Annotated in this window: 23 protein-coding genes; 7 read left to right on the top strand and 16 right to left on the bottom strand. The window is 69.4% G+C overall.

The window, feature by feature from the left end:
- Position 1 precedes the first annotated feature (1 nt).
- Positions 2-1,492: an Asp-tRNA(Asn)/Glu-tRNA(Gln) amidotransferase subunit GatA gene (gatA, locus tag AC3WQM_RS24855; protein WP_492682459.1), complete on the bottom strand. Its 1,491-nt coding sequence runs from the start codon at positions 1,490-1,492 to the stop codon at positions 2-4.
- Positions 1,492-1,791 carry an Asp-tRNA(Asn)/Glu-tRNA(Gln) amidotransferase subunit GatC gene (gene gatC / locus AC3WQM_RS24860; protein ID WP_056583926.1) on the bottom strand — a complete coding sequence of 100 codons (300 nt, stop codon included), beginning with the start codon at positions 1,789-1,791 and terminating at the stop codon, positions 1,492-1,494. The genes gatA and gatC overlap by 1 nt, the downstream gene beginning before the upstream one ends.
- 216 nt (positions 1,792-2,007) lie before the next feature.
- Here gatC and AC3WQM_RS24865 point away from each other — a divergent pair, with 216 nt between their 5' ends.
- From AC3WQM_RS24865 to mrdA, 4 genes are all read left to right on the top strand, one after another.
- Entirely contained in the window at positions 2,008-3,051 is a 1,044-nt protein-coding gene (locus AC3WQM_RS24865; protein WP_056583929.1) for a rod shape-determining protein, read from the top strand.
- 86 nt (positions 3,052-3,137) lie between these two features.
- Positions 3,138-4,100: a rod shape-determining protein MreC gene (gene mreC, locus AC3WQM_RS24870; protein WP_489060233.1), complete on the top strand. Its 963-nt coding sequence runs from the start codon at positions 3,138-3,140 to the stop codon at positions 4,098-4,100.
- Positions 4,097-4,618, top strand: a complete 522-nt coding sequence (mreD, locus tag AC3WQM_RS24875) for a rod shape-determining protein MreD (RefSeq protein WP_492682461.1) — start codon at positions 4,097-4,099, stop codon at positions 4,616-4,618. Before mreC ends, mreD begins: the two co-directional genes overlap by 4 nt.
- 58 nt (positions 4,619-4,676) lie before the next feature.
- Positions 4,677-6,674 (top strand): penicillin-binding protein 2, encoded by a 1,998-nt coding sequence (gene mrdA, locus AC3WQM_RS24880; RefSeq protein ID WP_489060232.1) that lies wholly within the window; start codon positions 4,677-4,679, stop codon positions 6,672-6,674.
- A 46-nt stretch (positions 6,675-6,720) separates the two neighbouring features.
- Here mrdA and fahA read toward each other — a convergent pair whose 3' ends face one another.
- The 6 genes from fahA to AC3WQM_RS24910 all read right to left on the bottom strand — a co-directional run bounded on the left by fahA (position 6,721) and on the right by AC3WQM_RS24910 (position 13,205).
- Entirely contained in the window at positions 6,721-7,989 is a 1,269-nt protein-coding gene (gene fahA / locus AC3WQM_RS24885; RefSeq protein ID WP_492682463.1) for a fumarylacetoacetase, read from the bottom strand.
- 26 nt (positions 7,990-8,015) lie between these two features.
- Positions 8,016-8,990 (bottom strand): Bug family tripartite tricarboxylate transporter substrate binding protein, encoded by a 975-nt coding sequence (locus AC3WQM_RS24890; RefSeq protein ID WP_492682465.1) that lies wholly within the window; start codon positions 8,988-8,990, stop codon positions 8,016-8,018.
- Positions 8,987-10,297 carry a homogentisate 1,2-dioxygenase gene (hmgA, locus tag AC3WQM_RS24895; protein WP_492682467.1) on the bottom strand — a complete coding sequence of 437 codons (1,311 nt, stop codon included), beginning with the start codon at positions 10,295-10,297 and terminating at the stop codon, positions 8,987-8,989. The genes AC3WQM_RS24890 and hmgA overlap by 4 nt, the downstream gene beginning before the upstream one ends.
- Positions 10,298-10,343: 46 nt before the next feature.
- Positions 10,344-10,538: a DUF2783 domain-containing protein gene (locus AC3WQM_RS24900; RefSeq protein WP_062472729.1), complete on the bottom strand. Its 195-nt coding sequence runs from the start codon at positions 10,536-10,538 to the stop codon at positions 10,344-10,346.
- A gap of 5 nt (positions 10,539-10,543) precedes the next feature.
- Positions 10,544-12,181, bottom strand: coding sequence for an FAD-dependent oxidoreductase (locus AC3WQM_RS24905; RefSeq protein ID WP_492682469.1), 1,638 nt, complete (start codon positions 12,179-12,181; stop codon positions 10,544-10,546).
- Positions 12,182-12,245: 64 nt separating this feature from the next.
- The gene (locus AC3WQM_RS24910; protein ID WP_492682471.1) at positions 12,246-13,205 is read right to left on the bottom strand and encodes an MBL fold metallo-hydrolase; all 960 of its coding nucleotides are present in this window, start codon (positions 13,203-13,205) and stop codon (positions 12,246-12,248) included.
- A gap of 149 nt (positions 13,206-13,354) precedes the next feature.
- On the opposite strand from AC3WQM_RS24910, the gene AC3WQM_RS24915 reads away from it, so the two are divergent.
- On the top strand, positions 13,355-14,218 hold the full coding sequence (locus AC3WQM_RS24915; protein WP_062472735.1) for an IclR family transcriptional regulator: 864 nt from the start codon (positions 13,355-13,357) through the stop codon (positions 14,216-14,218).
- Positions 14,215-15,012 carry an SIR2 family NAD-dependent protein deacylase gene (locus AC3WQM_RS24920; RefSeq protein WP_492682473.1) on the top strand — a complete coding sequence of 266 codons (798 nt, stop codon included), beginning with the start codon at positions 14,215-14,217 and terminating at the stop codon, positions 15,010-15,012. The genes AC3WQM_RS24915 and AC3WQM_RS24920 overlap by 4 nt, the downstream gene beginning before the upstream one ends.
- Here the strand turns inward: AC3WQM_RS24920 and AC3WQM_RS24925 are convergent.
- Entirely contained in the window at positions 14,996-15,652 is a 657-nt protein-coding gene (locus AC3WQM_RS24925; RefSeq protein ID WP_492682475.1) for a DUF998 domain-containing protein, read from the bottom strand. The genes AC3WQM_RS24920 and AC3WQM_RS24925 overlap by 17 nt on opposite strands.
- A gap of 77 nt (positions 15,653-15,729) precedes the next feature.
- On the opposite strand from AC3WQM_RS24925, the gene AC3WQM_RS24930 reads away from it, so the two are divergent.
- Positions 15,730-16,356 carry a TetR/AcrR family transcriptional regulator gene (locus AC3WQM_RS24930; protein WP_492682477.1) on the top strand — a complete coding sequence of 209 codons (627 nt, stop codon included), beginning with the start codon at positions 15,730-15,732 and terminating at the stop codon, positions 16,354-16,356.
- Positions 16,357-16,371: 15 nt separating this feature from the next.
- On the opposite strand, the gene AC3WQM_RS24935 is transcribed toward AC3WQM_RS24930, so the two are convergent.
- The 7 genes from AC3WQM_RS24935 to AC3WQM_RS24965 all read right to left on the bottom strand — a co-directional run bounded on the left by AC3WQM_RS24935 (position 16,372) and on the right by AC3WQM_RS24965 (position 21,856).
- Positions 16,372-16,866, bottom strand: coding sequence for a GFA family protein (locus tag AC3WQM_RS24935; RefSeq protein ID WP_492682479.1), 495 nt, complete (start codon positions 16,864-16,866; stop codon positions 16,372-16,374).
- A 19-nt stretch (positions 16,867-16,885) separates the two neighbouring features.
- Entirely contained in the window at positions 16,886-17,107 is a 222-nt protein-coding gene (locus tag AC3WQM_RS24940) for a hypothetical protein (protein ID WP_062472741.1), read from the bottom strand.
- A gap of 40 nt (positions 17,108-17,147) precedes the next feature.
- Positions 17,148-17,831, bottom strand: coding sequence for an ABC-type transport auxiliary lipoprotein family protein (locus AC3WQM_RS24945; protein WP_492682481.1), 684 nt, complete (start codon positions 17,829-17,831; stop codon positions 17,148-17,150).
- Positions 17,832-17,854: 23 nt separating this feature from the next.
- Complete coding sequence (locus AC3WQM_RS24950) at positions 17,855-18,811, bottom strand: MlaD family protein (protein ID WP_492682483.1); 957 nt, start codon at positions 18,809-18,811, stop codon at positions 17,855-17,857.
- Positions 18,812-18,817: 6 nt separating this feature from the next.
- Complete coding sequence (locus tag AC3WQM_RS24955; RefSeq protein ID WP_492682485.1) at positions 18,818-19,672, bottom strand: ABC transporter ATP-binding protein; 855 nt, start codon at positions 19,670-19,672, stop codon at positions 18,818-18,820.
- Positions 19,669-20,841, bottom strand: a complete 1,173-nt coding sequence (locus AC3WQM_RS24960; RefSeq protein ID WP_492682487.1) for an MlaE family ABC transporter permease — start codon at positions 20,839-20,841, stop codon at positions 19,669-19,671. Before AC3WQM_RS24960 ends, AC3WQM_RS24955 begins: the two co-directional genes overlap by 4 nt.
- Before the next feature lie 133 nt (positions 20,842-20,974).
- Positions 20,975-21,856 (bottom strand): LysR family transcriptional regulator, encoded by an 882-nt coding sequence (locus tag AC3WQM_RS24965; protein WP_492682643.1) that lies wholly within the window; start codon positions 21,854-21,856, stop codon positions 20,975-20,977.
- Positions 21,857-21,860 lie beyond the last annotated feature (4 nt).

Consider the following 21,860-nt stretch of genomic DNA (forward strand, 5'->3'; position numbering starts at 1 on the left):
GTCAGAAGCCCTCCGGCGTGCGCGTGTGCCAGTCGGTGGCTTGCTGGAAGCGGTGCGCTGCATTGAGCAGCTTCGCTTCGCCGAAGTAGTTGCCGATCAGCTGCAGGCCCACGGGCATGCCTGCGTCGAAGCCCGCGGGCACGCTCATGCCGGGCAGGCCGGCGAGCGAGGCGGGCAGCGTGAAGATGTCGGCGAGGTAGTCGGCCACGGGGTCGTCGCCGTGTTCGCCGATCTTCCAGGCGGTGGTCGGCGCGGCGGGGCCGGCGATCACGTCGCATTGCGTCAGCGCCTGCTGGAAGTCGTCCGCGATCATGCGGCGCACCTTCTGCGCCTGCAGGTAGTAGGCGTCGTAGTAGCCGTGCGAGAGCACGTAGGTGCCGATCATGATGCGGCGCTTCACCTCGTCGCCGAAGCCTTCGGCGCGCGTGCGTTCGTACATCTCGGCCAGGTCCTTGTACTGCTTGGCGCGGTGGCCGAACTTGACGCCGTCGAAGCGGCTCAGGTTGCTCGAGGCCTCGGCCGCGGCCAGGATGTAGTACACGGGAATCGACAGCTCGGTGCGCGGCAGCGAGACCTCGACGCGCTTGGCGCCGAGCTTCTCGTACTGCGCGAGCGCCGCATCGATGGCGGCGCGCACGCCGGGCGCCACGCCGTCGCCGAAGAACTCCTTGGGCACGCCGATGCGCAGGCCGTCGAGCGAGTCGTTCAGCGAGCGGCCGAAGTCTTCGGCAGGCTTGTCGAGCGAGGTCGAGTCGCGGTCGAGATCAGGGCCGCAGAAGGCCGACAGCAGCAGCGCGCAGTCTTCGGCCGAGCGGGCCATCGGGCCGGCCTGGTCGAGGCTCGATGCGAAGGCCACCATGCCGTAGCGCGAGGCGCGGCCGTAGGTCGGCTTGATGCCGGTCACGCCGCAGAACGAAGCGGGCTGGCGGATCGAGCCGCCGGTGTCGGTGCCGGTGGCCGCGGGGGCCAGGCGTGCCGCGACCGCCGCCGCGCTGGCGCCCGACGAGCCGCCCGGAATGCGCTCGAGGTTCCAGGGGTTGCGCACCGGCACGGCGGTGTCGTGGCCCACGGCGGGCACGGCGACGTTCTCGTTGGCCGAGCCCATCGCGAACTCGTCGCAGCTGAGCTTGCCCAGCGTGACCGCGCCGGCTTCGGCGAGGCGGCGCACCACGGTCGCGTCGAAGGGCGAGCGGTAGCCCGCGAGCATCTTCGAGCCGGCGGTGGTGGCGAAATCGGTGGTGACGAAGATGTCCTTGTGCGCGATCGGCACGCCGGCCAGCGCGGGCGCGTTGCCCTTGGCGATGAGCGCGTCGGCCGCGCGGGCCTGGGCCAGCGTGACTTCTTCGTTGACGTCGACGAAGGTGCCGAGCGATTCGTGGGCCTTCATGCGGCCCAAGAAGGCCTGCGAGGCCTCGACGGCCGAAACCTTGCGGTCGGCCAGCGCCTTGGCCAGCGCGACCACGCTCAATTGGTGCAGTTCACCGCTGCTCATCATTCGATCACCTTGGGCACGAGGAACAGGCCGGCTTCGACGGCCGGGGCGCTCTTCTGGTTGGCTTCGCGGTTGTTCGGCTCGCTCACGACGTCGTCGCGCAGGCGCAGCGTCACGTCTTCGAGCGCGGCCACCGGGTGCGCCAGCGGCTCGACGCCGGTGGTGTCGACCGCGCGCATGCGTTCGACCAGATCGAAGAAGCCGTTGATTTGAGTGAGCATGCGCTCGCTTTCATCAGGGGCAAGCTGCAGCCGCGCCAGGGAGGCGATGCGTGCAATATCGGAAGCGGAAAGAGACATAGATGGCTGACGGGTCGAAAAAACCAGAGGCAATCGCACGCCGAAGAGGGTGCCGACACGGGATTCAGAGGGGATTCGGTTATTATCCCGCCTTTGCCGCAACCCCCGCGAACGCGCCGGCTTTTGCGCCAAAAACGATCAATTCACCCCGTCAAACGACCCAAAAATAGAGCGACGACCTGCCGATGCGCAGGCCGTGCTCAGAGGATTCCGCACATGTTTGGAGCTTTCCGTCGGTACTTCTCCACCGACCTGGCGATCGACCTCGGCACCGCCAATACCCTGATCTTCGCCCGCAACAAGGGCATCGTGCTGGACGAGCCCTCCGTGGTCGCGATCCGCCACGAAGGCGGCCCCCATGGCAAGAAGGTGATCCAGGCCGTCGGCCGCGAAGCCAAGGCCATGCTGGGCAAGGTGCCCGGCAACATCGAGGCGATCCGCCCGATGAAGGACGGCGTCATTGCCGACTTCGTGATCACCGAGCAGATGATCAAGCAGTTCATCAAGATGGTGCACCCGCGCACGCTGCTCACGCCGAGCCCGCGCATCATCATCTGCGTGCCCTGCGGCTCGACCCAGGTCGAGCGCCGCGCCATCAAGGACGCGGCCGAAGCCGCCGGCGCCACCGCCGTCTACCTCATCGAAGAACCCATGGCCGCGGCCATCGGCGCCGGCCTGCCCGTCAGCGAAGCCTCGGGCTCGATGGTGGTCGACATCGGCGGCGGCACCACCGAAGTGGGCGTGATCTCGCTGGGCGGCATGGTCTACAAGGGCTCGGTCCGCGTGGGCGGCGACCGCTTCGACGAAGCCATCATCAACTACATCCGCCGCAACTACGGCATGCTGATCGGCGAGCCGACGGCCGAAGTCATCAAGAAGAACATCGGCTCGGCCTTCCCCGGCTCCGAAGTCAAGGAAATGGAAGTCAAGGGCCGCAACCTGTCCGAAGGCGTGCCGCGCAGCTTCACCATCAGCAGCAACGAAGTGCTGGAAGCCCTGACCGACCCCCTGAACAACATCGTCTCGGCCGTGAAGAACGCGCTGGAACAGACGCCTCCCGAACTGGGCGCCGACATCGCCGAGCGCGGCATGATGCTCACCGGCGGCGGCGCGCTGCTGCGCGACCTCGACCGCCTGCTCGCCGAGGAAACCGGCCTGCCGGTGCTCGTGGCCGAAGACCCGCTGACCTGCGTGGTGCGCGGCTGCGGCATCGCCCTGGAACGCATGGACCGTCTGGGCAGCATCTTCACGAGCGAGTAAAAGGCGAAAGCCATCATCGGCCGGCCTCTGCTTGCGCAGGCCGGCTTTTTGTTATTTGATGCCGCACCACCGCCGGGTCTGACTACATGCCTCTGGGCACGCTCGATCGCACAGCGCCACCCCTGTTCAACCAGGGGCAATCGGCACTCAGCAAGCTGATCTTCTTCGGCGCGCTCTCGCTCTTCCTCATGGTCGCCGACGCCCGCTTTCACCTCGTGAAGCCGATCCGCTCGGCCATCGGCGCGGTGCTCTACCCGGTGCAGATGGCGGCGCTCAAGCCGGTCATGCTGGTGATGGGCGGCAGCCGCTACTTCGAAGAGCTGCAGACCGCGCAGCGCAACGAAGACGAGGCCCGCAAGGCCCTGATGCTGCAGGCCGAGACCGCCAGCCGCGCTGACACGCTGGCACAGGACAACGCCCGCCTGCGCGAGCTGCTCGAGCTGCGCCAGACCACCACCACGCCGGGCCGCCCGGCCGAGGTGCTGTACGACGCGGCCGACCCCTACACGCGCAAGATCGTCATCGACCAGGGCCTCACGCAGGGCGTGGCGGCCGGCTCGCCGGTGATCGACGCGCGCGGCGTGCTGGGCCAGGTGACGCAGGTGCTGCCCTTCACGAGCGAGGTCACGCTGGTGATCGACCGCGACCTGGCCATTCCCGTGCAGAACACCCGCACCGGCGTGCGCAGCGTGGCCTTCGGCGACGCCTCGGCGCACGGCGGCGGCATGGAGCTGCGCTTCATGGCGGCCAATGCCGACCTGCAGGAGGGCGACCTGCTCTCTACCAGCGGCGTCGACGGCATCTACCCGGCCGGCCTGCCGGTGGCGAAGATCGAGCGCATCGAGCGCCGCGCCGATTCGGCCTTTGCGCGCATCTACTGCGTGCCGCTGGCCCGCGTGACCGCGGCGCGCTATGTGCTGGTGCTCGAGCCTTCGGGCGCGCCGGTGGCACCGCCGCACGTCGAGGCTGCGTCCACCCAGCGCAAGCGCCCCGACGGCAAGCCCGGCGCTGGCAAGAACGAGAAGAAGCCCGCGGGAGCCACGCGATGATCAAGCGCCCCGGCCAGCAGCAGCTCTTGCTGCCCGTCAGCCCCGTCTTCATGTGGACCAGCCTGCTCGTGGCGCTGCTGGTCAACATGATTCCCATCGGCCGCGCCGCCTGGATGCCCGACCTGCTGGCGTTGGTGATCGTGTTCTGGGGCGTGCACCAGCCCGCGCGCGTGGGCATCGGCGCGGCCTTCATGTTCGGCCTGCTCATGGACGTGCACCAGTCGTCGATGCTGGGCCAGCATGCGCTGTCCTACACCACGCTGGGCTTCTTCGCGATCATGATCCACCGGCGCCTGCTCTGGTACCCGGTGCTCTCGCAGGCGCTGCAGGTGCTGCCGCTGTTTGCGCTGTCGCAGTTCATCGAGGTGATCACGCGCATGATCGGCGGCGGCGTGTTCCCGGGCTGGGGCGTGCTGATCTCGCCGGCGCTCGAAGCGGCGCTCTGGCCGCTGGCCACCGCGCTGCTGCTCGCACCGCAGCGCCGCACGCCGGAACCCGACGAGAACCGACCCCTCTAAGTTCTTCTTTCCGTCGCATTTGCCATCGCACCTGCGCACGCCTAAGCTTCCTGATGCCATGACTGAAATCCGCAACGTTGCCGCCGATCTGGCGCGCTTCAAGCGCCGCGTGATCGTCATCGGCCTGGCGGTGCTGTTCGCCTTCAGTCTGTTGGGCTCGCGGCTGGTGTACCTGCAGGTGGTGCGCCATGAAGACCTGGCCGAGCAGGCCGAGAGCAACCGCACGGCCGTGGTGCCGGTGGTGCCGAACCGGGGGCTCATCCTCGATCGCAACGGCATCGTGCTGGCCTCCAACTACTCGGCCTATACGCTGGAGATCACGCCCTCGAAGGTCGGCGATGTCGAGGAAACCATCAACAGCCTGACCAGCGTGCTCGAGGTGTCGCCGCGCGACCGCCGCCGCTTCAAGCGCCTGCGCGAAGACTCGCGCAGCTTCGACTCCATTCCGATCCGCACCCGCCTGAGCGACGAAGAGGTGGCGCGCTTCGCGGCGCAGCGCTACCGCTTCCCGGGCGTGGAGATCAAGGCGCGCCTGTTCCGCAACTACCCGCAGGGCGAGCTGGCCTCGCACGTGCTGGGCTACATCGGCCGCATCAACCAGCGCGAAAAAACCGCGATGGAAGACTGGGACGAGGAGGACCAGGCCAACTACAAGGGCACCGACTACATCGGCAAGCTCGGCGTCGAGCAGAGCTACGAGAAGATGCTGCACGGCCAGACCGGCGTCGAGCAGATGGAAACTTCGGCTGGCGGGCGTGCCGTGCGCCGGCTCGCGAGCCATCCGGCCACGCCGGGCAACACCGTCATGCTGTCGCTGGACATCAAGCTGCAGAAGCTGATCGAAGACATGTACGGCGACCGGCGCGGTGCGCTCGTGGCCATCGACCCCAAGACCGGCGAGGTGCTGGCCTTCGTGAGCAAGCCCACGTTCGATCCCAACCTGTTCGTCGAAGGCATCGACACCGAAAGCTGGGCGGCGCTCACCGAATCGCTCGACAAGCCACTGCTCAACCGCGCGCTGCGCGGCACCTACCCGCCGGGCTCCACCTACAAGCCCTTCATGGCGCTGGCGGCGCTGCAGACCGGCAAGCGCGCGGCCAACGTGGTGGTGAACGACCCCGGCTATTTCAACTTCGGCGGCCACCGCTTCGGCAGCCCCGAGGGCAACATCGGCGGCGTCGACATGCGCCGCTCGATCCAGCTGTCGAGCAACATCTACTACTACTCGCTGGCCAACGAGATGGGCGTGGACCTCATCCACGACTTCATGAAGCCCATGGGCTTCGGCCAGATCACCGGCATCGACCTGGGCGGCGAGGTGCGCGGCGTGCTGCCGAGCACCGAGTGGAAGCGCAACGCCTACAAGCGACCCGAGCAGAAAAAATGGTACGCGGGCGAGACCATCTCGCTGGGCATCGGCCAGGGCTACAACGCCTTCACCATGCTGCAGCTCGCGCAGGCGACGGCCATCGTGGCCGACGGCGGCATGAAGCACCGCCCGCACGTGGCACTGGCGATGCGCAACACGGTGAGCGGGCAGATCGTGCCGCTGCCGCAGCCGCCGGCCGAGAACCTCGGCTACACGGCGGCCAACGTCGCGGTGATCCGCGAGGGCCTGACCAGCGTGGTCACCAGCGGCACCGCGCGCGGCGTGTTCGCGGGCGCGGGCTACCAGGCGGCCGGCAAGACCGGCACGGCGCAGGCGGTGACGCAGGCCAAGAACACCAAGTACAACGCGCGCGCGCTCGAAGAACACCAACGCGACCACGCGCTGTTCATGGCCTACGCACCGGCCAACAACCCGAAGATCGCGCTCGCCGTCATCGTCGAGAACGCGGGCTGGGGTGCGGGCGCCGCGGCGCCGCTGGCGCGCCGCGTGTTCGACTACTGGCTCATGGACCAGTACCCGAGCGAGGCCGACATGGCCGCCGTGCGCATCGGCCGCGCGGGTGCGCCGATGGGCAAGCCGCGTGTGGGCAGCGAGGTGGCGTGGCCCACGGCGGTCGCTGCGCCGGCGCCTGCGGGCGCGGCATCGTCGGCGGCGCCGACGCCCTGAAGGGTTGACTCCCTCTCCTCTGGGGGAGAGGGGATAACACCGGACCTCAGGCCACCACGGTCCCGGTGACTTCACCCAGCCCGATGCGCACCGCGCCTTCGCGCTCGCACCAGCCGCGCATCACCAGCGTGTCGCCGTCTTCCAGGAAGGTGCGCTTCTCGCCGTTCGGCAGCGTGATCGGCTGTTTGCCGCCCAGCGTGAGTTCCATCAGCGAACCGGCCTGGTCGGGCTGCGGGCCCGACAGCGTGCCCGAGCCCAGCAGGTCGCCGGGCTGCAGGTTGCAGCCGTTCACCGTGTGGTGCGTGATGAGCTGCGCGGCGGTCCAGTAGGCGGCCTCGGTGGTGTTGCCCAGCGTGAGGCGCACGGGCGCCACGCCGTCGGCGCGCATCTTCGCGGTCTGCAGCAGCACTTCGAGCGTGATGTCGAGTGCGCCGCTGGCGCGGTTCGAGGGTGCATCGAGGTAGGGCAGCGGTTGCGGGTCTTCGGCGGGGCGCTCGAACTTGGCGCGGAACGGCGCCAGCGCGTCGGTCGTCACGATCCAGGGCGACAGCGTGCTCGCGAAGTTCTTGGCCAGGAACGGGCCCAGCGGCTGGTACTCCCAGGCCTGCAGGTCGCGCGCGGACCAGTCGTTGAGCAGGGTCACGCCGAACAGGTGGTCTTCGGCGTCGGCGATGGCGATGGGTTCGCCCAGCGCATTGCCACGGCCCACGAGGAAGCCCAGCTCCAGTTCGTAGTCCAGCCGCTTCGAGGGGCCGAAGCTCGGCGCCACCGCATCGGGTGCCTTGGTCTGGCCTTGCGGGCGCTTGAAGACCTGGCCGCTCACGCCGATCGACGAGGCGCGACCGTGATAGCCGATGGGCACCCACTTGTAGTTGGGCATCAGCGGCTGGTCGGGACGGAACAGCTTGCCGATGGTGGTGGCGTGGTGGATGCCCGTGTAGAAGTCGGTGTAGTCGCCGATGCGGCAAGGCACGGTCATCTCGGCCTGGGCCTGCGCGAGCAGGGCCTTCGACCACGCAGCCTGCTGGCTGCTGCCTTCGGCCAGGCCCGTGGAGATCGCGGCGCGCAGGGCCTGGCGGTCTTTCACACTGGCGTTCATCAGCACGTTCATGTCGTCGGTGTCGATGAGGCCGGCCGCGCGCAGGTCGAGGATCTGGTCGCCGATGGCCACGCCGATGCGGAAGGCCTCGCTGCTGCCGGCCGTGCGGAAGCGGCCGAAGGGCAGGTTCTGGATCGGGAAGTCGGTGCCGGCCACGTTGGCGGCGGCGACCCAGCTGCGCAGCTTCGGGTCGTGGGTGGCGTTGAGTGCGGTCATGGAGGTCTTTCGGTTCTTGAGTCGGATCAGTCTGCGGTCATGCCGGCCTTCTTGGCCACATCGCCCAGGCGCTTGTATTCGGTGTCGGTGAGCGTGGAGAGCTCCTGCGCGCTCGAGCCGCGCGGCGAGAAGCCGGCCTGCTGCAGCTTGGCTTTCACGTCGGGCATGGCGAGCGCTTCGACGAATGCTTCGTTCAGCGCCTTCACGATCGGCGCCGGCAGCTTCGCCGGGCCGTACACGCCGAACCACGGCTCCAGCGCATAGCCCTTGAGGCCCGCTTCGGCCATCGTCGGCACGTCGGGCAGCGAGGGCGAGCGCGTGGAGCCCGCCACGGCCAGCGCGCGCAGCTTGCCGGCCTGGATGTGCGGCAGCGAGGCCGGCAGGTTGTCGAACATCACGCCGATGGTGTTGCCCAGCATGTCGGTGATGGCCGGGCCGCTGCCCTTGTAGGCCACGTGCGTGAGCTCGGTGCCGGTCATCTGCGCGAACATCACGCCGGCCAGGTTCATCGAGGTGCCGGCGCCCGCGGTGGCGTAGGGCAGGCCGGGGTTCTTCTTCGCGGCGGCGATGAGCTCGGGCACGGTCTTGATGGCCGAACTTGCGGGCACTTCGAGCACGATGGTCGACATGCCCAGCAGGCTGATGGCCGTGAAGTCCTTGCGCGGGTCGAAGGCCATCGACTTGTAGATGTGCGGGTTCAGCGCGTTGGTCGAGATGGCGCCGAAGCCGATCGTGTAGCCGTCGGGCGCGGCCTTGGCCACGGCGTCCATGCCGATGTTGCCGCCCGCGCCGCCGCGGTTGTCGATGAGCACGGGCTGGCCCAGCTTCTCCGACACCTTCTGGCCCACGGTGCGCGCCACCAGGTCGGTGGTGCCGCCGGCCGTGTAGGGCACGATGAACTTGATGGGCTTGGACGGAAAGTCGGCCGCGTGCGCCAGCAGCGGCGCGGCCAGCAGCGCGAGGGCCGCGGCGCGGCGGGTGAGGGTGAGAGCGTGCGTCATGCCTTGAATTGGTCTTTCAGATCGGCCCAGCAGTCGGTGTAGTCGGTGTCGAGCGCCGGGCTTTGCAGCGCGAAGTTCGTCGGGATGAAACGGTAGCGGCTCTCGAACATGAAGGCCAGCGTGTTGTCCAGCTTGTGCGGCTTGAGGTCGGCGTGCGTGGCCTTGTCGAAGGCTTCTTCATCCGGGCCGTGCGGCACCATGCAGTTGTGCAGGCTCGCGCCGCCGGGCTTGAAGCCGCCCGGCTTGGCGTCGTACTCGCCCAGCACCAGGCCCATGAACTCGCTCATGAGGTTGCGGTGGAACCACGGCGGACGGAAGGTGTTTTCCATCACCATCCAGCGCGGCGGGAAGATCACGAAGTCGCAGTTGGCCGTGCCGGGCGTGTCGCTGGGCGAGGTCAGCACGGTGAAGATCGACGGATCGGGATGGTCGAAGCTGATCGAGCCGATGACCATGAAGTTGGCCGTGTCGTACTTCACCGGCGCGAGGTTGCCGTGCCAGGCGACCACGTTGAAGGGCGATTGCTTGGTCGGTGCGGTCCAGAAGCGGCCACCGAATTTCTTCACCAGCTCGTAGGCGCCGCCGTCTGCCTCGAAAGCCGCCACGGGCGCCTGGAAGTCGCGCGCATTGGCCAGACCGTTCGAGCCGATCGGGCCGAGCTCGGGCAGGCGGAAGTGCGCGCCGTAGTTCTCGCACACGTAGCCGCGCGAGAGCCCGTCGGGCAGGGCCACCTTGAAGGCCATGCCGCGCGGCAGCACCACGATTTCGCCGGGCTTGACGTCGAGCACGCCGAGTTCGGTCGTGACGACGAGGCGGCCTTGTTGGGGCATCACCAGCATCTCGCCGTCGGCGTTGACGAAGGCGCGTTGGTCCATCGAACGGCCCGCCATGTACATCAGCGAGCCGATGCCGACCTGCGACTCGGCGTCGCCGTTGGCGGCCAGCGTGTGCATGCCGTCGATGAAGTCGACGTCGGCCGCGCCGTCCAGCGGCAGCGGGCCCCAGCGCATCGGCTCGGGCGGCAGCGCGATCTCGCGGTCGGCGCCGGTGGTCCAGTGCGCCTGCGCGTAGGGCTGGTAGCGGCCCGACACCACCGAGGGCTGGCGGCGGTACAGCCAGGTGCGGCGGTTCTCGTGGCGCGGCGCCGTGAAGGCGGTGCCCGAGAGCAACTCGGTGTACAGGTCGAAGGGGCCGCGCTGCGGGTTGTTGCGGCCTTGCGGCAGCGCACCGGGCACGGCCTCGGAGGCGTACTCGTTGCCGAAGCCGCTCTGGTAGCGCCGTTCGGCGGCGGGTGTTGCTTGGGTCATGGGCTTGTCTTTCGAAAGTCGCGATGAGGTGGGAATGCGTGGCCGTTCAGCCGGCGCGTGCCGCGTCGAAGGCTTCGCGCAGCACGGCCAGCGAGCCGACGTGGTTGGCCAGCACGAGCACGAGCCGTGCGTTGAAGGCGTGGCTTTCCTCCGTGGAAAGCCCCTGGTGGGCCTCGATGAGCGCCTCGTAGAAATCGTCGGGCGCTTCGAGGTTCGGCGTGGTGATCAGTTGCGGTTGCATCGGGGTCATGCCTTTGCCAGTGCGTGGTCGAGGGCCGCGCGGAGCTTCGCCGCCGTGGGCTGCCGCCAGCGCGCGCACACGTGCTGGTCGGGCCGCAGCAGGTAGACGGTGCCGGGCTGCGCGTCGTAGCGCTGCGTGGCGAGTTCGGCGTCGGCGCCGGTGCCTTCCACGCGCACGACGTGCAGCGCGAGCTCGCTGGCGTTCAGCGCCTGCAGGCTGCGCTCGGCGGCGTCGCCGGTGCCGAACACCAGCGCGGTGAAGCGCGCCACATGGCATTCGCGCAGCAGCCAGCCGGTGCTGCCGTCGGCGCGCCGCACGGGCGCATCGGCTGCTGCTGCGCCGGGCACCATCGCGCCGGCGAAGGTGTCGGCGTCGGGCGTGTTGAGCGGCGAGTCGCGCAGCACCGTGGCCACCGACAGCCGCCCGCTGTTGACCAGCGAGCGCGCGAAGGCGTGGCGCTTGGTCAGCTCGAGCACCGCGTCGCGGAAGAGGCGGCTCACCTCGCTCTTGGGCGTGATGAAGTCGGTGGCGCGCGTCGAATTGCGGATGTTCTCGTCGGCGGCGTATTCGCGTTCGCTGGCGTAGCTGTCGAGCAGTGCGTCGGGCGCGTCGCCGGCCAGCACGGCCGCGAGCTTCCAGGCGAGGTTGTCGGCGTCCTGCACGCCCGAGTTGGCGCCGCGCGCGCCGAAGGGCGACACGCCGTGCGCCGAGTCGCCCGCGAACAGCACGCGGCCGTGGCGGAAGCGCTCCATGCGCTGGCAGGCGAAGGTGTAGACGCTGGCCCAGCCGATCTGGAACTGCACGCCTTCGAAGCCGATGCTGTCCAGCAGCGCGCGCACGCGCGGCGTGATGCGCTCAGGCTTGCGCTCTTCCACCGGGTCGGCGTCCCAGCCGAGCTGGAAGTCGACGCGCCACATGCCGTCGGCCTGCTTGTGCAGCAGCACGCTCTGGCCGGGGTGGAACGAGGGGTCGAACCAGAAGCGGCGCTCGGTGGGCAGCTGCGCGTCCATCGTGATGTCGGCGATAAGGAAGCGGTCGCGGAACACGCGGCCCTTGGCCTCCTGCCCCAGCATCTGGCGCAGGTTGGAGCGCGAGCCGTCGCAGGCGGCGACGTAGCCAGCGGCCAGTTCGTAGTTGCCTTCAGGCGTCTCGATGGTGAGCATCGCGCCGTCATCGCGCTGCTCGATGCCGACCACCTTGTTGTTCCAGCGCAGGTCGATCAGCGGCAAGGCCGCGGCGCGTTCGACGAGGTAGCCCTCGACGTAGTACTGCTGCAGGTTGATGAAGGCCGGGCGCTCGTGGCCGGGCTCGGGCAGCAGGTCGAAGCGGTAGACCTGCTCGTCATGGAAGAACACCTTGCCGACGTTCCACGACACGCCCTTGTCCACCATGCGGTCGCCGCAGCCGAGGCGATCGAACACCTCGAGCGTGCGCTTGGCGAAGCAGATCGCGCGCGACCCGCTGGACAGGCTGTTGTCGTTGTCGAGCAGCACCACGGGAATCTGCCGCAGGGCGAGGTCGATGGCGAGCGTGAGGCCCACCGGGCCGGCGCCCACGACCACCACGGGGTGGCGGGCGGGCGCGGCGGCGTCCTGGTCGGCGTGGCGGGTGTAGTCGAAGCGCAGGCTTTGGTAGTCGATCACGTGGTGTCTCCGTGTTCTTGTCGTTTCCGTCGCCTTCCCCGCGCGGGGGAAGGTCGCGGCGCGATCAGCCTTCCAGGGCCTTCCACATGTCGATGTCGCGCTGCGCCGTCCACACGCGCGGGTCGGCGTGGCCCGAGGCCTCGTCGTAGGCGCGGCTCACGTCGAAGGGCATGCAGTGGTCGAAGATCACCCACTGGCTGTACTTGGGCTTGAGCTTCTCGTAGGTCTCCTTGTAGACCGCGTTCAGGTCGCGGCCGGCCTTCACGCCGTCCTGCACGCTGGCGTACACGTCGGCGATGAAGGCGCGCGTTTCCTGCAGGCCCTTGGCCACGTCCTCGGGCGTGGTCAGCGCGGCGCCGCGGCCCGGCACCAGGGCCAGGGGCTTCAGGGCGGCGATGTTGTCCAGCGTCTGCGGCCAGTCCTGGAAGTAGGCGTCGCCGGCGTACGGCGTGGCGCCGAACTCGACCAGGTCGCCCGACAGCAGCGCGCGCTCCTGCGGCAGCCAGACAACGGTGTCGCCCTTGGTGTGGCCGCGGCCCAGCTGCAGCAGCTGCACTTCGAGCTTGCCCAGCCACAGCGTCATCTTGCCGGTGAAGGTCATGGTGGGCCAGGTCAGGCCCGGGGGCACCGTCTCGACGTTCTGGAACAGGCGCGGGAAGCGGCCGATTTCGCTGGCCTTGTCTTCCTCGCCGCGCTCGACGATCAGGTCGCGCGTGTCCTGGCTGGCCAGGATGTGTTCGGCGTCGTAGCCTGCCGCGCCCAGCACGCGCACCGCGTGGTAGTGGGTGAGCACCACGTACTTGATGGGCTTGTCGGTCACTTCGCGGATGCGGCGCACCACGTCGGCAGCCATGGCGGGCGTGGCCTGGGTGTCGGCCACCAGCACGCAGTCGTCGCCGATGATGATCCCGGTGTTGGGGTCGCCTTCGGCCGTGTAGGCCCAGGCGTGCTCCGAGATCTGGCTGAAGGTGATCTTCTTTTCTTCCAGGTCGGCCTGGCTGGCGAATTTCTTGGCTTGGCTCATCGTGTGTCTCCGGTGGGGTGGTTTTGGGATTCGCCTGATTCGTTTAAGGCGAACGAGTTTGCAGATAACGAATGCGCGGAGTGTAAGCCCGAGATCAGTTCATGTCTAATGCCTTCTTCATGAACGAACAACCAGACGGCAAGGCGGCCATGGCAGCGACTGACACCGACCGCGCCCAGCGCGGCATCCAGAGCATCGAAGTCGGCGGGCAGCTGCTGCGCGCGCTGGTGCACCACGGCCGCCCGATGGCGCTCAAGGACCTTGCCCGCGAAGCGGACATGACGGCCGCCAAGGCCCACCCGTACATGGTGAGCTTCGGCCGGCTGGGCCTCATCGAGCAGGACCGCGCCAGCGGCCACTATCTGCTTGGCCCGCTGGCCTTGCAACTGGGGCTGATCAGCCTGCAGCAGGCCGACCCGGTGCACATCGCCACGCCGCTGATCGGCCAGCTCGCGCAGCAGATCGGCCACACCGTGGCGCTGGCCGTGTGGGGCGCGCGCGGCGCGACCATCGTGCGCACGGCCGAGTCGCCCTCGCCGGTGCACGTGAACATGCGCCACGGCACGGTGTTCTCGCTTACCAACACGGCCTCGGGCCGCGTCTTTGCCGCCTACCTCGACCCGGCGGTGGTGCGCGCGCAGCTCGAGGACGAGCGCCAGCGCCAGAAGCAGCGCAAGGGCGCCGCCGAGCCCGCGCCGCCGGCCGGCATGCCGCCGGTGCAACCGCTGCCCTCGTGGAGCGATTTCGAGCGCCAGTGCCAGGAAGTGCGCGACCACGGCATCAGCCGCTCCGACGGCGAGGTGATCGAGGGCGTGAGCGCCATGGCCGCGCCTGTGTTCGACCACACCGGCGCCATCGTGCTGGCCGTGACCGCCATCGGCCCGGCCGGCATTTTCCACACCGCCTGGGACGGCGAGATCGCGCGCGCGCTCAAGGCCTGCGCGGGCACGGTGTCGCAGCGCCTGGGCGCGAGCGCCACCGGCGCCGTGGTTCCCTCCGTTTCCGATCGATGACCCTGTTTTCTTCCGCCTTGTCTTCTTTCTCTTCTTCCGACGACCTCGCGCTGCGCATCGACCGCACCGTCGCGCTGCTGCGCGGCGCGCGGCGCATCGTGGTCTTCTCGGGCGCGGGGCTGTCCAAGGCCTCGGGCATCCCGACCTACCGCGACGCCGACGGCCTGTGGATGAGCCAGAACGCGCTCAAGTTCTCGCATGCCGACGACCTCGCGCGTGACCCGGGCGGCTTCACGAAGTTCTGGGCCCAGCGCCTGGCGCAGATCGAGACCGCGTCGCCCAACCCCGGCCACCTCGCGCTCGCGCAGCTGCAGCGGCTGCGCCCCGCGACCCGGCTCATCACGCAGAACGTCGACGGCCTGCTCGGCAAGGCCGGCGGCCAGGACGTGCTGGAGCTGCACGGCTCGCTGCGCCGCTGGCGCTGCGACCACTGCGGCAACCGCAGCGGCCCCTGGCCCTTCCACCGTTGCCTGCGCTGCGGCTCGCACGCGCGGCCCGACGTGGTCATGTTCGGCGAGATGCTGAACGCCGGCGTGCTGCTCGACGCCCAGGTGGCGGCGCAGGAGTCCGACCTGTTCCTGGTGGTCGGCAGCACCACCATCGTCTACCCGGCGGCCGAACTGCCCAAGCTGGCGATGGCGCGCGGGGCGCGGCTGGTCACGCTGAACATCGAGCCGCTGCCGCACCTGGACGATGCGGCGGCGGTGGTGTTGCGGGGGGCGTCGGAAGACCTGCTGCCGAAGTTGGTCGCCGGCATGGCGGGCACCGACGATGCGGTCACGCCGCGGGCCTGACGATCCCGCCCGAGCGCATCCGCCACGACAGGACGCCCAGCCACCCGAAGAGCACCAGCCCCGCACCGGCCACGATCACGCTGGCCGAAGCCGGGTTGCTCATGCCCAGGCCGATCAGCACGGGCACCAGGATGCCGGTGGCCATCGAATAGAGCGCCCACCCGCCTTGCTTCAGCGCGAAGAAGCGGCGCGCGAAAACGAAGCAGGCCGCGATCAGCGACAGGAACGCCAGGAAGAACGCGAGCATGTGCAGCGCGCCGGGCACGCTCATCGTGGGCGTCTCGCCGGCCTTGGGGAACGGGTCGGGTGGAAAGAGGCCCGCCAGCACCGTGCCGACGCCGAACAGCCCGACCAGGATCGGTCCCCAGGTGCCGCCGCGCTGGCCCTTCAGCCAGGCCTTGAGCCCGACGGCGCAAAGAATTGCGAACAATCCCGAGAGAATGAAGCTGCCCACCTGGATCCAGCCGAGCTCGCCCAGCGCGAGGTAGCTGATCGGAAGCGCGCGGATGTCGAACTCGGGGCGCAGCAGCAACTGGAGCACGGCGAGCCCGTAGAACACGGGCGCGACCCACATGCCGCAGGCCAGCAGCGCCCGCTGCGAGGAGGCGCCTGCGATGCGCGTTGTCGTCTGGAATTCCATGGTGGCATGGGTGCAAGTGAATGGAAACTAAACTGTATAGTTTCGTTGTTGATTGTCAAGAAACCCGGAGTCCGGTGATGGAACAGCCCGCAGAAAAACGATCCGACCGCAAGCGCAGGCTCATCCTGGAAGCCGCGTCCACGGTCTTCCTCGACCGGGGCTACAACGGCACGACCATGGACGAGGTCGCCACCCTGGCGGGCGTGTCCAAGCCCACGCTGTACCGGCACTTCACCGACAAGGAGCGGCTCTACGCCGCGATCATTCAGCTCACGGCCGACGACGTTGACACGGTCATCCAGCTGGTGGCCGGCTCGCTGGCGGACGCCAGCCACCCCCGGGAGGCGTTGCAGGGGCTGGCCCGCAAGCTCGTCACCGCGCTGATGCAACCCGAGCTGCTGCGGCTGCGGCGCCTGGTGATCGCCAATGCGGAGCGCTTTCCCGACGTGGCGCGAGCCTGGTTCGCGCAAGGCTTCGAACGCGTGCTCGCGACGCTGGCCGCGAGCTTCGAGCGCTACGCCCAGCGTGGGCTGCTCAAGGTCGACGACCCGCTGCTCGCGGCCAACCACTTCACCGGGCTGCTGCTGTGGATTCCGTTGAACCGGGCCATGTTCACGGGCGACCATGCGAGCGACCCCGCCGAGCTGGAGCGCTACGCGAACGCGGCGGTCGATGCGTTCCTGTCCGGGTATGCGAGCCGCTGAGGCGGGGCGCGCAGGTCAGCCGGCCCGCATCTTCTCGCGCAACACCCGCCAGCGCGCGAGGCTCTCGGCGGGCCAGTAATCTTTACGGTCGTAGTACTCGTGCACGGTCGGTGTGCCGGGCGGCAGCACCACCCACGGCTGCTTCGACATCGTGAAGATGTGCAGGTCCGGCGGCAGCCGGTCGGGCGTGTCGAGCGTGCCCACGCGGATGAAGCTCACGGCGTCGCCGGCGCCGGCGTAGTGGCTCCACAGCGCGACATGGCAGGCGGGGCAGCGCGCGTAGGTCTGGCCGCGTCCGCTGGCCGAGGGCGTGAGCACCCGATCGACCGCGCCCTGCAGCATCTGCACGTGTTCCGGTTCGATGAGCGCATTGAGCGCGAAGGACGAGCCTGTCTCGCGCTGGCACCAGCGGCAGTGGCAGCAGTGCACGAAGAGCGGCGGGGCGTTCAGGCGGTAGCGCACCTGCCGGCAGGTGCAGCCGCCTTCCAGCGGCACGAAGGCGTCGGCCATGGCGGTGGTCGGCGGGCGCTCAGCCCTTCTTGCCACCCAGCAGCACCAGCGCGCCGCCCACCACGATCGCCGCCACGCCGGCCCAGGCCGGGATGTTGACGGTCTGTTTTTCCTTCACCGAGAACTCCAGCGGGCCGAGCTTGGCCTGGTGGGTTTCCTTGGTGAAGCTGAAGCCGCCCAGGCCGAGCCCGGCGATGCCGGCCACGACCAGCAGGATGCCGACGATGCGCGTTGCGTTCATGGGACGGGTCTCCTCAGGGTGGGGTGGAATGAAAAGCCGTTCAGCGCCGTGGCGCCGCCGCACGCGGCTGCGGCGGGTCTTGCTGCTGCAGCTGGTCGACCCATTGCACGACCTCGGCCATGGCCGCGTCGCTCGCCGCGACCAGCGCCTTCACGCCACCGGGCGCGTCGGCGCTGGCGGCGGGGCGGCGCACGGTGAAGGTCCGCTGGCCCATCACGCGATCGCCGCCGGTGGCGGTGCGGACCAGCGTGGCGCGCAGGCGCACCAGGCCCGTGCTGCTGGCGGGCGCGTCGAAGTAGTGGCTGAACTCGTCGAGCGAAATGCGCAGCGTGTCGGGCACGATGCCTTCGGTGCGCGCGAGCGTCGCGCTTTCTTCAGGGCCGAGCACGGTGCGGCGCTCGGCCAGCGTGTCGCGCAGCCGCTGGCGCAGCAGCTGCGCAGGCGGCAGGCTCCAGCGCGACTGGCCGTACGGGCGCAGCTCGTTGGCGTCGGCGTAGCCCATGCGGTACAGGATCTGCGTGCCGTCCAGGCGCGCGTTGCTGTCGAACTCCGCGAGGGACAGCGCCGGCAGCGCGGTCGTCGGCGCTGCTGCAGGTGCGGCGGACGAAAGGCCGGGGCCGAAGTCGTACAGCGTGGCGCGTGCCGGCTTGTCGGGCAGCATGCCGCAGCCGGCGACCAGCAGCACACAGCCGAGGCTGGCGAGGGCGTGGAGGGTGTTCTTCATGCGCATGGTTTGTCTGCTCCCGGTCAGTGGCGTGCGGCGGGCGCAACGAAGCCGGGCTCGCCCGGGCCCGCGGCCGCGCCGCCGTTGCCGAACAGCAGCGATTGCGGGTTGTCGTTGATGCTGTCGGCCGCGCGGCCCAGGCGGCGCACCGCGTGGGCGGTGTCGTCGGCCACGCGGTTCACGCGCGGCAGGGTGGCGGCATTGAACGAATCGACGGCCTGCGCCAGCGCCTTGGTGCCCTCGCCCAGGCGCTCGACCGGGCCGTCGGGCGCGTTGAGCTTGCCCACGGTGGTGTTGAAGTTGTTGGCCACGCGCGAGACGTCGCCGGCGGCTTTCTTCACTGTCGTCAGCGTCTCGGGCATGGCGGCCAGCGTCGGGTTCAGGCCGGTCTTCACGGTGTTGTCGAGCTGCTTGATGAGCGCGTTGGCACTGGCCGAGGCGGCTGCGATGTTCTCCAGCGCGTCGGCCACGCGCTTCTGGTTGGCGTCGGCCAGCAGCGCGTTGGCGCGCTTGGTCACTTCTTCCACCTGGTCGATGATTTCCTCGCCGCGGTCCTGCAGCTTTGCGAGCATCGAGGGCTTGAGCGGAATGCGCGGTGGGCTGTCGTTGTTCGGCTTGAGCGCGACGGTCGATTCGCCCTCGTCGTCCAGCGCAATGAAGGCCAGGCCGGTCACGCCCTGGTAGCTCAGCGTGGCAAAGCTGGAGGTGGTGAGCGGCACGCGCTCGTCGACCGTGATGCGCACGCGCACGTTGCCCTTGGTCTTGGGGTCGAAGTCGATCGAGGTCACCTTGCCGACCGAGATGCCGCGGTAGCGCACCTGGGCCTGCGGCTGCAGGCCACTCACGGCGTCGCGGGTGGAGAGTTCGTACACGTTGCGCACGGTGTTGTCGCGCGTGAACCAGACCACCAGCGCGACGAGCGCGGCGATCAGGCCGAGCACGAAGGCGCCGGCGGCGAGGGCGTGGGCCTTGTTTTCCATGGGGACCTACCTTTCTTCAGCGCGCGCGGCCTCGGGCCGCGGCGCGGATGGTTGTGTGCCGGCGGCGGGCTTGTCGTGCAGCGCCTCCAGGGCGCGCTGGCCGCGCCCGCCGAGAAAGTATTCGTGGATGAAGGGATGCGGATAGGCGATGACTTCGCGCGCCGTGCCGCTCACGATCACCTTCTGGTCGGCCAGCACCGCGATGCGGGTGCTCAGGTCGAACAGGGTGTCCAGGTCGTGCGTGACCATCACGACCGTCAGCCCTAGCTCGCGGTGCAGGCCGCGCAGCAGGTCGCAGAAGCTGTCGGAGGCTTCGGGGTCGAGGCCGGCCGTGGGTTCGTCGAGCAGCAGCAGCGGCGGGTCCATGATGAGCGCGCGCGCCAGCGCCACGCGCTTGATCATGCCGCCCGACAGGTCCGACGGGCTCTTGTTCGCATGCTGCGGCTCCAGCCCCACCATCTGCAGCTTCACGAGCGCGGCATGGCGGATCAGCTCGTCGGGCAGCAGCTTGAGTTCGCGCAGCGGAAAGGCGATGTTCTCCAGCACGCTGAAAGCCGAGAACAGCGCGCCGTGCTGGAACAGCATGCCCACGTTGGCCGCGCCGGCCGCGCTGAGTTCGCCCGGCGCCCGGCCCAGCACCTCGACCGCGCCCTTCGTGGGCTTTTGCAGCCCGAGGATCTGGCGCAGCAGCACCGTCTTGCCGGTGCCCGAACCGCCGACCAACGACAGCACCTCGCCGCGGTCGAGGTGCAGGTCGAGGTCGCGGTGCACCACCTGTTCGCCATCGGGGCTCTTGAACACGGTCCAGAGCTTGCGGATGTCGACGACGGTGTTCGACGGGGATGTCGCGGCGGCGTTCATCCGCGGAATCCTATGCCCTTGAACAGCACGGCGAAGAGCGCGTCGACCAGGATCACCGCAGTGATCGAGGTCACGACCGACGACGTGGTGCCGCGCCCCAGGCTCTCGGTGTTGGGCTTGACCTTCATGCCGAAGTAGCAGCCGATCAGCGCGATCAGCACGCCGAACACCGCCGACTTGGCCAGCGCCAGCCAGAGGTTGGCGATGGGCACCGCGCGCGGCAGGGCCGACAGGAAATACGCCGGCGAAATGCCGAGTGCGGCGTCGGCCGCGAGCATGCCGCCGGCCAGCGCCGCCATCGAGGTCCACAGGCTGATCAGCGGCATCGCGATGGCCAGCGCCAGCACGCGCGGCATCACGAGACGGAAGCCGTGCGGGATGCCCATCACGCGCATGGCGTCGAGTTCTTCGGTGACGCGCATCACGCCGATCTGCGCGGTGATCGCCGAGCCCGAGCGGCCCGCGATCAGCACGGCGGCCAGCACCGGCCCGAGTTCGCGGATCAGCGACAGCCCGAGGATGTTCACCACGAAGGTCTCGGCGCCGTACTGGCGCAGCTGCTGCGAGATCAGGTAGGCCAGCACCACGCCGATGAGCAGGCCGACCAGCGCCGTGATGTGCAGCGCCGTGGCGCCGAACTGATAGAGGTGGCCCGAGAAGTCGCGCCACGGCCCGCGGTGCGGTGCGCGCGCCAGCGTGCACAGGTCGAGTGCGAGCTGGCCGATCAGGCCCACGAAGTCGCGCAGCACGACCATCGCGCGCGGGCCGTTGTGCGCGAGTTCGCGCAACCGGTCGCTCAGCGATTTGGGCGGCTCGTCGGGCGTGGCCACCGTGAACTTCGCCACATGGTCGAGCACCGCCTGCTGCTGCGGCGCCAGCTCGAGCGTGGCCGGCCAACCGTGGCCCCAGTGGTCCCACAGCAGCTGCGCGCCGATGTGGTCGAGCTGGCCGATGGGGCGCAGGTCCCAGGCCCGGTCGTCCGCGGGCGGCAGGGCCGCGAGGTCTGCGGCCAAGGCGTCCCAGGCCTGCCGCGACGACATCGCCAGCGTGGTCCAGCAACCGCTGGCCACGGCCCAGTTGCGGCCGTCCACGTCCTGCGTTCGCGCGCGCGGCGGCGCAGAGGCGTCGTCGATGGCGGAGGCGTCAGCGGGCGACGGGTTGGAAGGCATGGGCAGGCGTGCGGAACAGAACGTAAACAAAGGTTCAGGTGAGAGGGCGCATCGTAACCGCGTGCATCCGGGGCTTGTGTGCGTCTGGCCCTTCGTTTGCGTAGGGCCAGACGCCGTTTTTTTCAGGAACCCTTCAGCTCCAGGCGCGGGCCAGCGCGTTCCATGCGCTGGCGATCACGGGCTCGTCGCGGCGCGCGGCCAGCGAGACGAAACGCAGCGCGCAATCGAGCCGCACACGGTCGGCCAGCACGAGGCCGTGGGCCTGGCTTTCGCGGATCGCGATCGAGTCGCGCACCAGGCTCAGGCCCACGCCCGACTTCAACAGGTCGAGCATCGAGGCCTCCTGGTCGACCAGCGCCACGCGCCGGGGCGCCAGGCCGAGCGGGCCGAACACGCGTTCCAGCAAACGGTGGTGCGCCGACTCGGGCGGCGTGGCGAGCCAGGGCAGGGCGGCCAGCGCCTTCCAGTCGCGCCCCAGCACCTGCGGACCCCAGCCGGCCGGCGCGACCACGCGGTAGCTGAAGCGGGTGAGCGTGCGCACCGCCAGCGGCGCCGGTGCGGCGGCGTCGGGTTCGTCGCTGGGGTCGAGGTGAAAGCCCACGTCGAGCTCGCCGCGCAGCACCTGCGCCAGCACGCTGCCGCTCATGCCGTGGCGCAGCTCGGTCTCGATCTGCGGCGCGGCCTCGACCAGCTCGCGCAGGAACACACCGAGCCGCGTGAACTCGGGGTCGAGGATGGTGCCGATGCGCAGCGCCCCGCGCACCGTGACCTGCAGGTTGCGCGCGGCCTGCTGCAGGTCGCCCACGGCCGCCAGCACGCGCTCGGCCTGCGGCAGCATGGCCGCGCCGTCGGCCGTGAGCGCCAGCCCGTGCGGCGTGCGGGTGAACAGCACCAGCCCGGTTTCCTCCGCGAAACGCTTGAGCTGCAGGCTCACCGCGGGCTGCGTCAGGTGCAGCTTCTCGGGGGCGCGCGAGACGTTGCCCTCGCGCGCCGCCAGGATGAAAGCGCGCAGAATCTTG

The sequence above is a fragment of the Variovorax sp. FW301-JW7 genome (genome assembly GCF_058788795.1).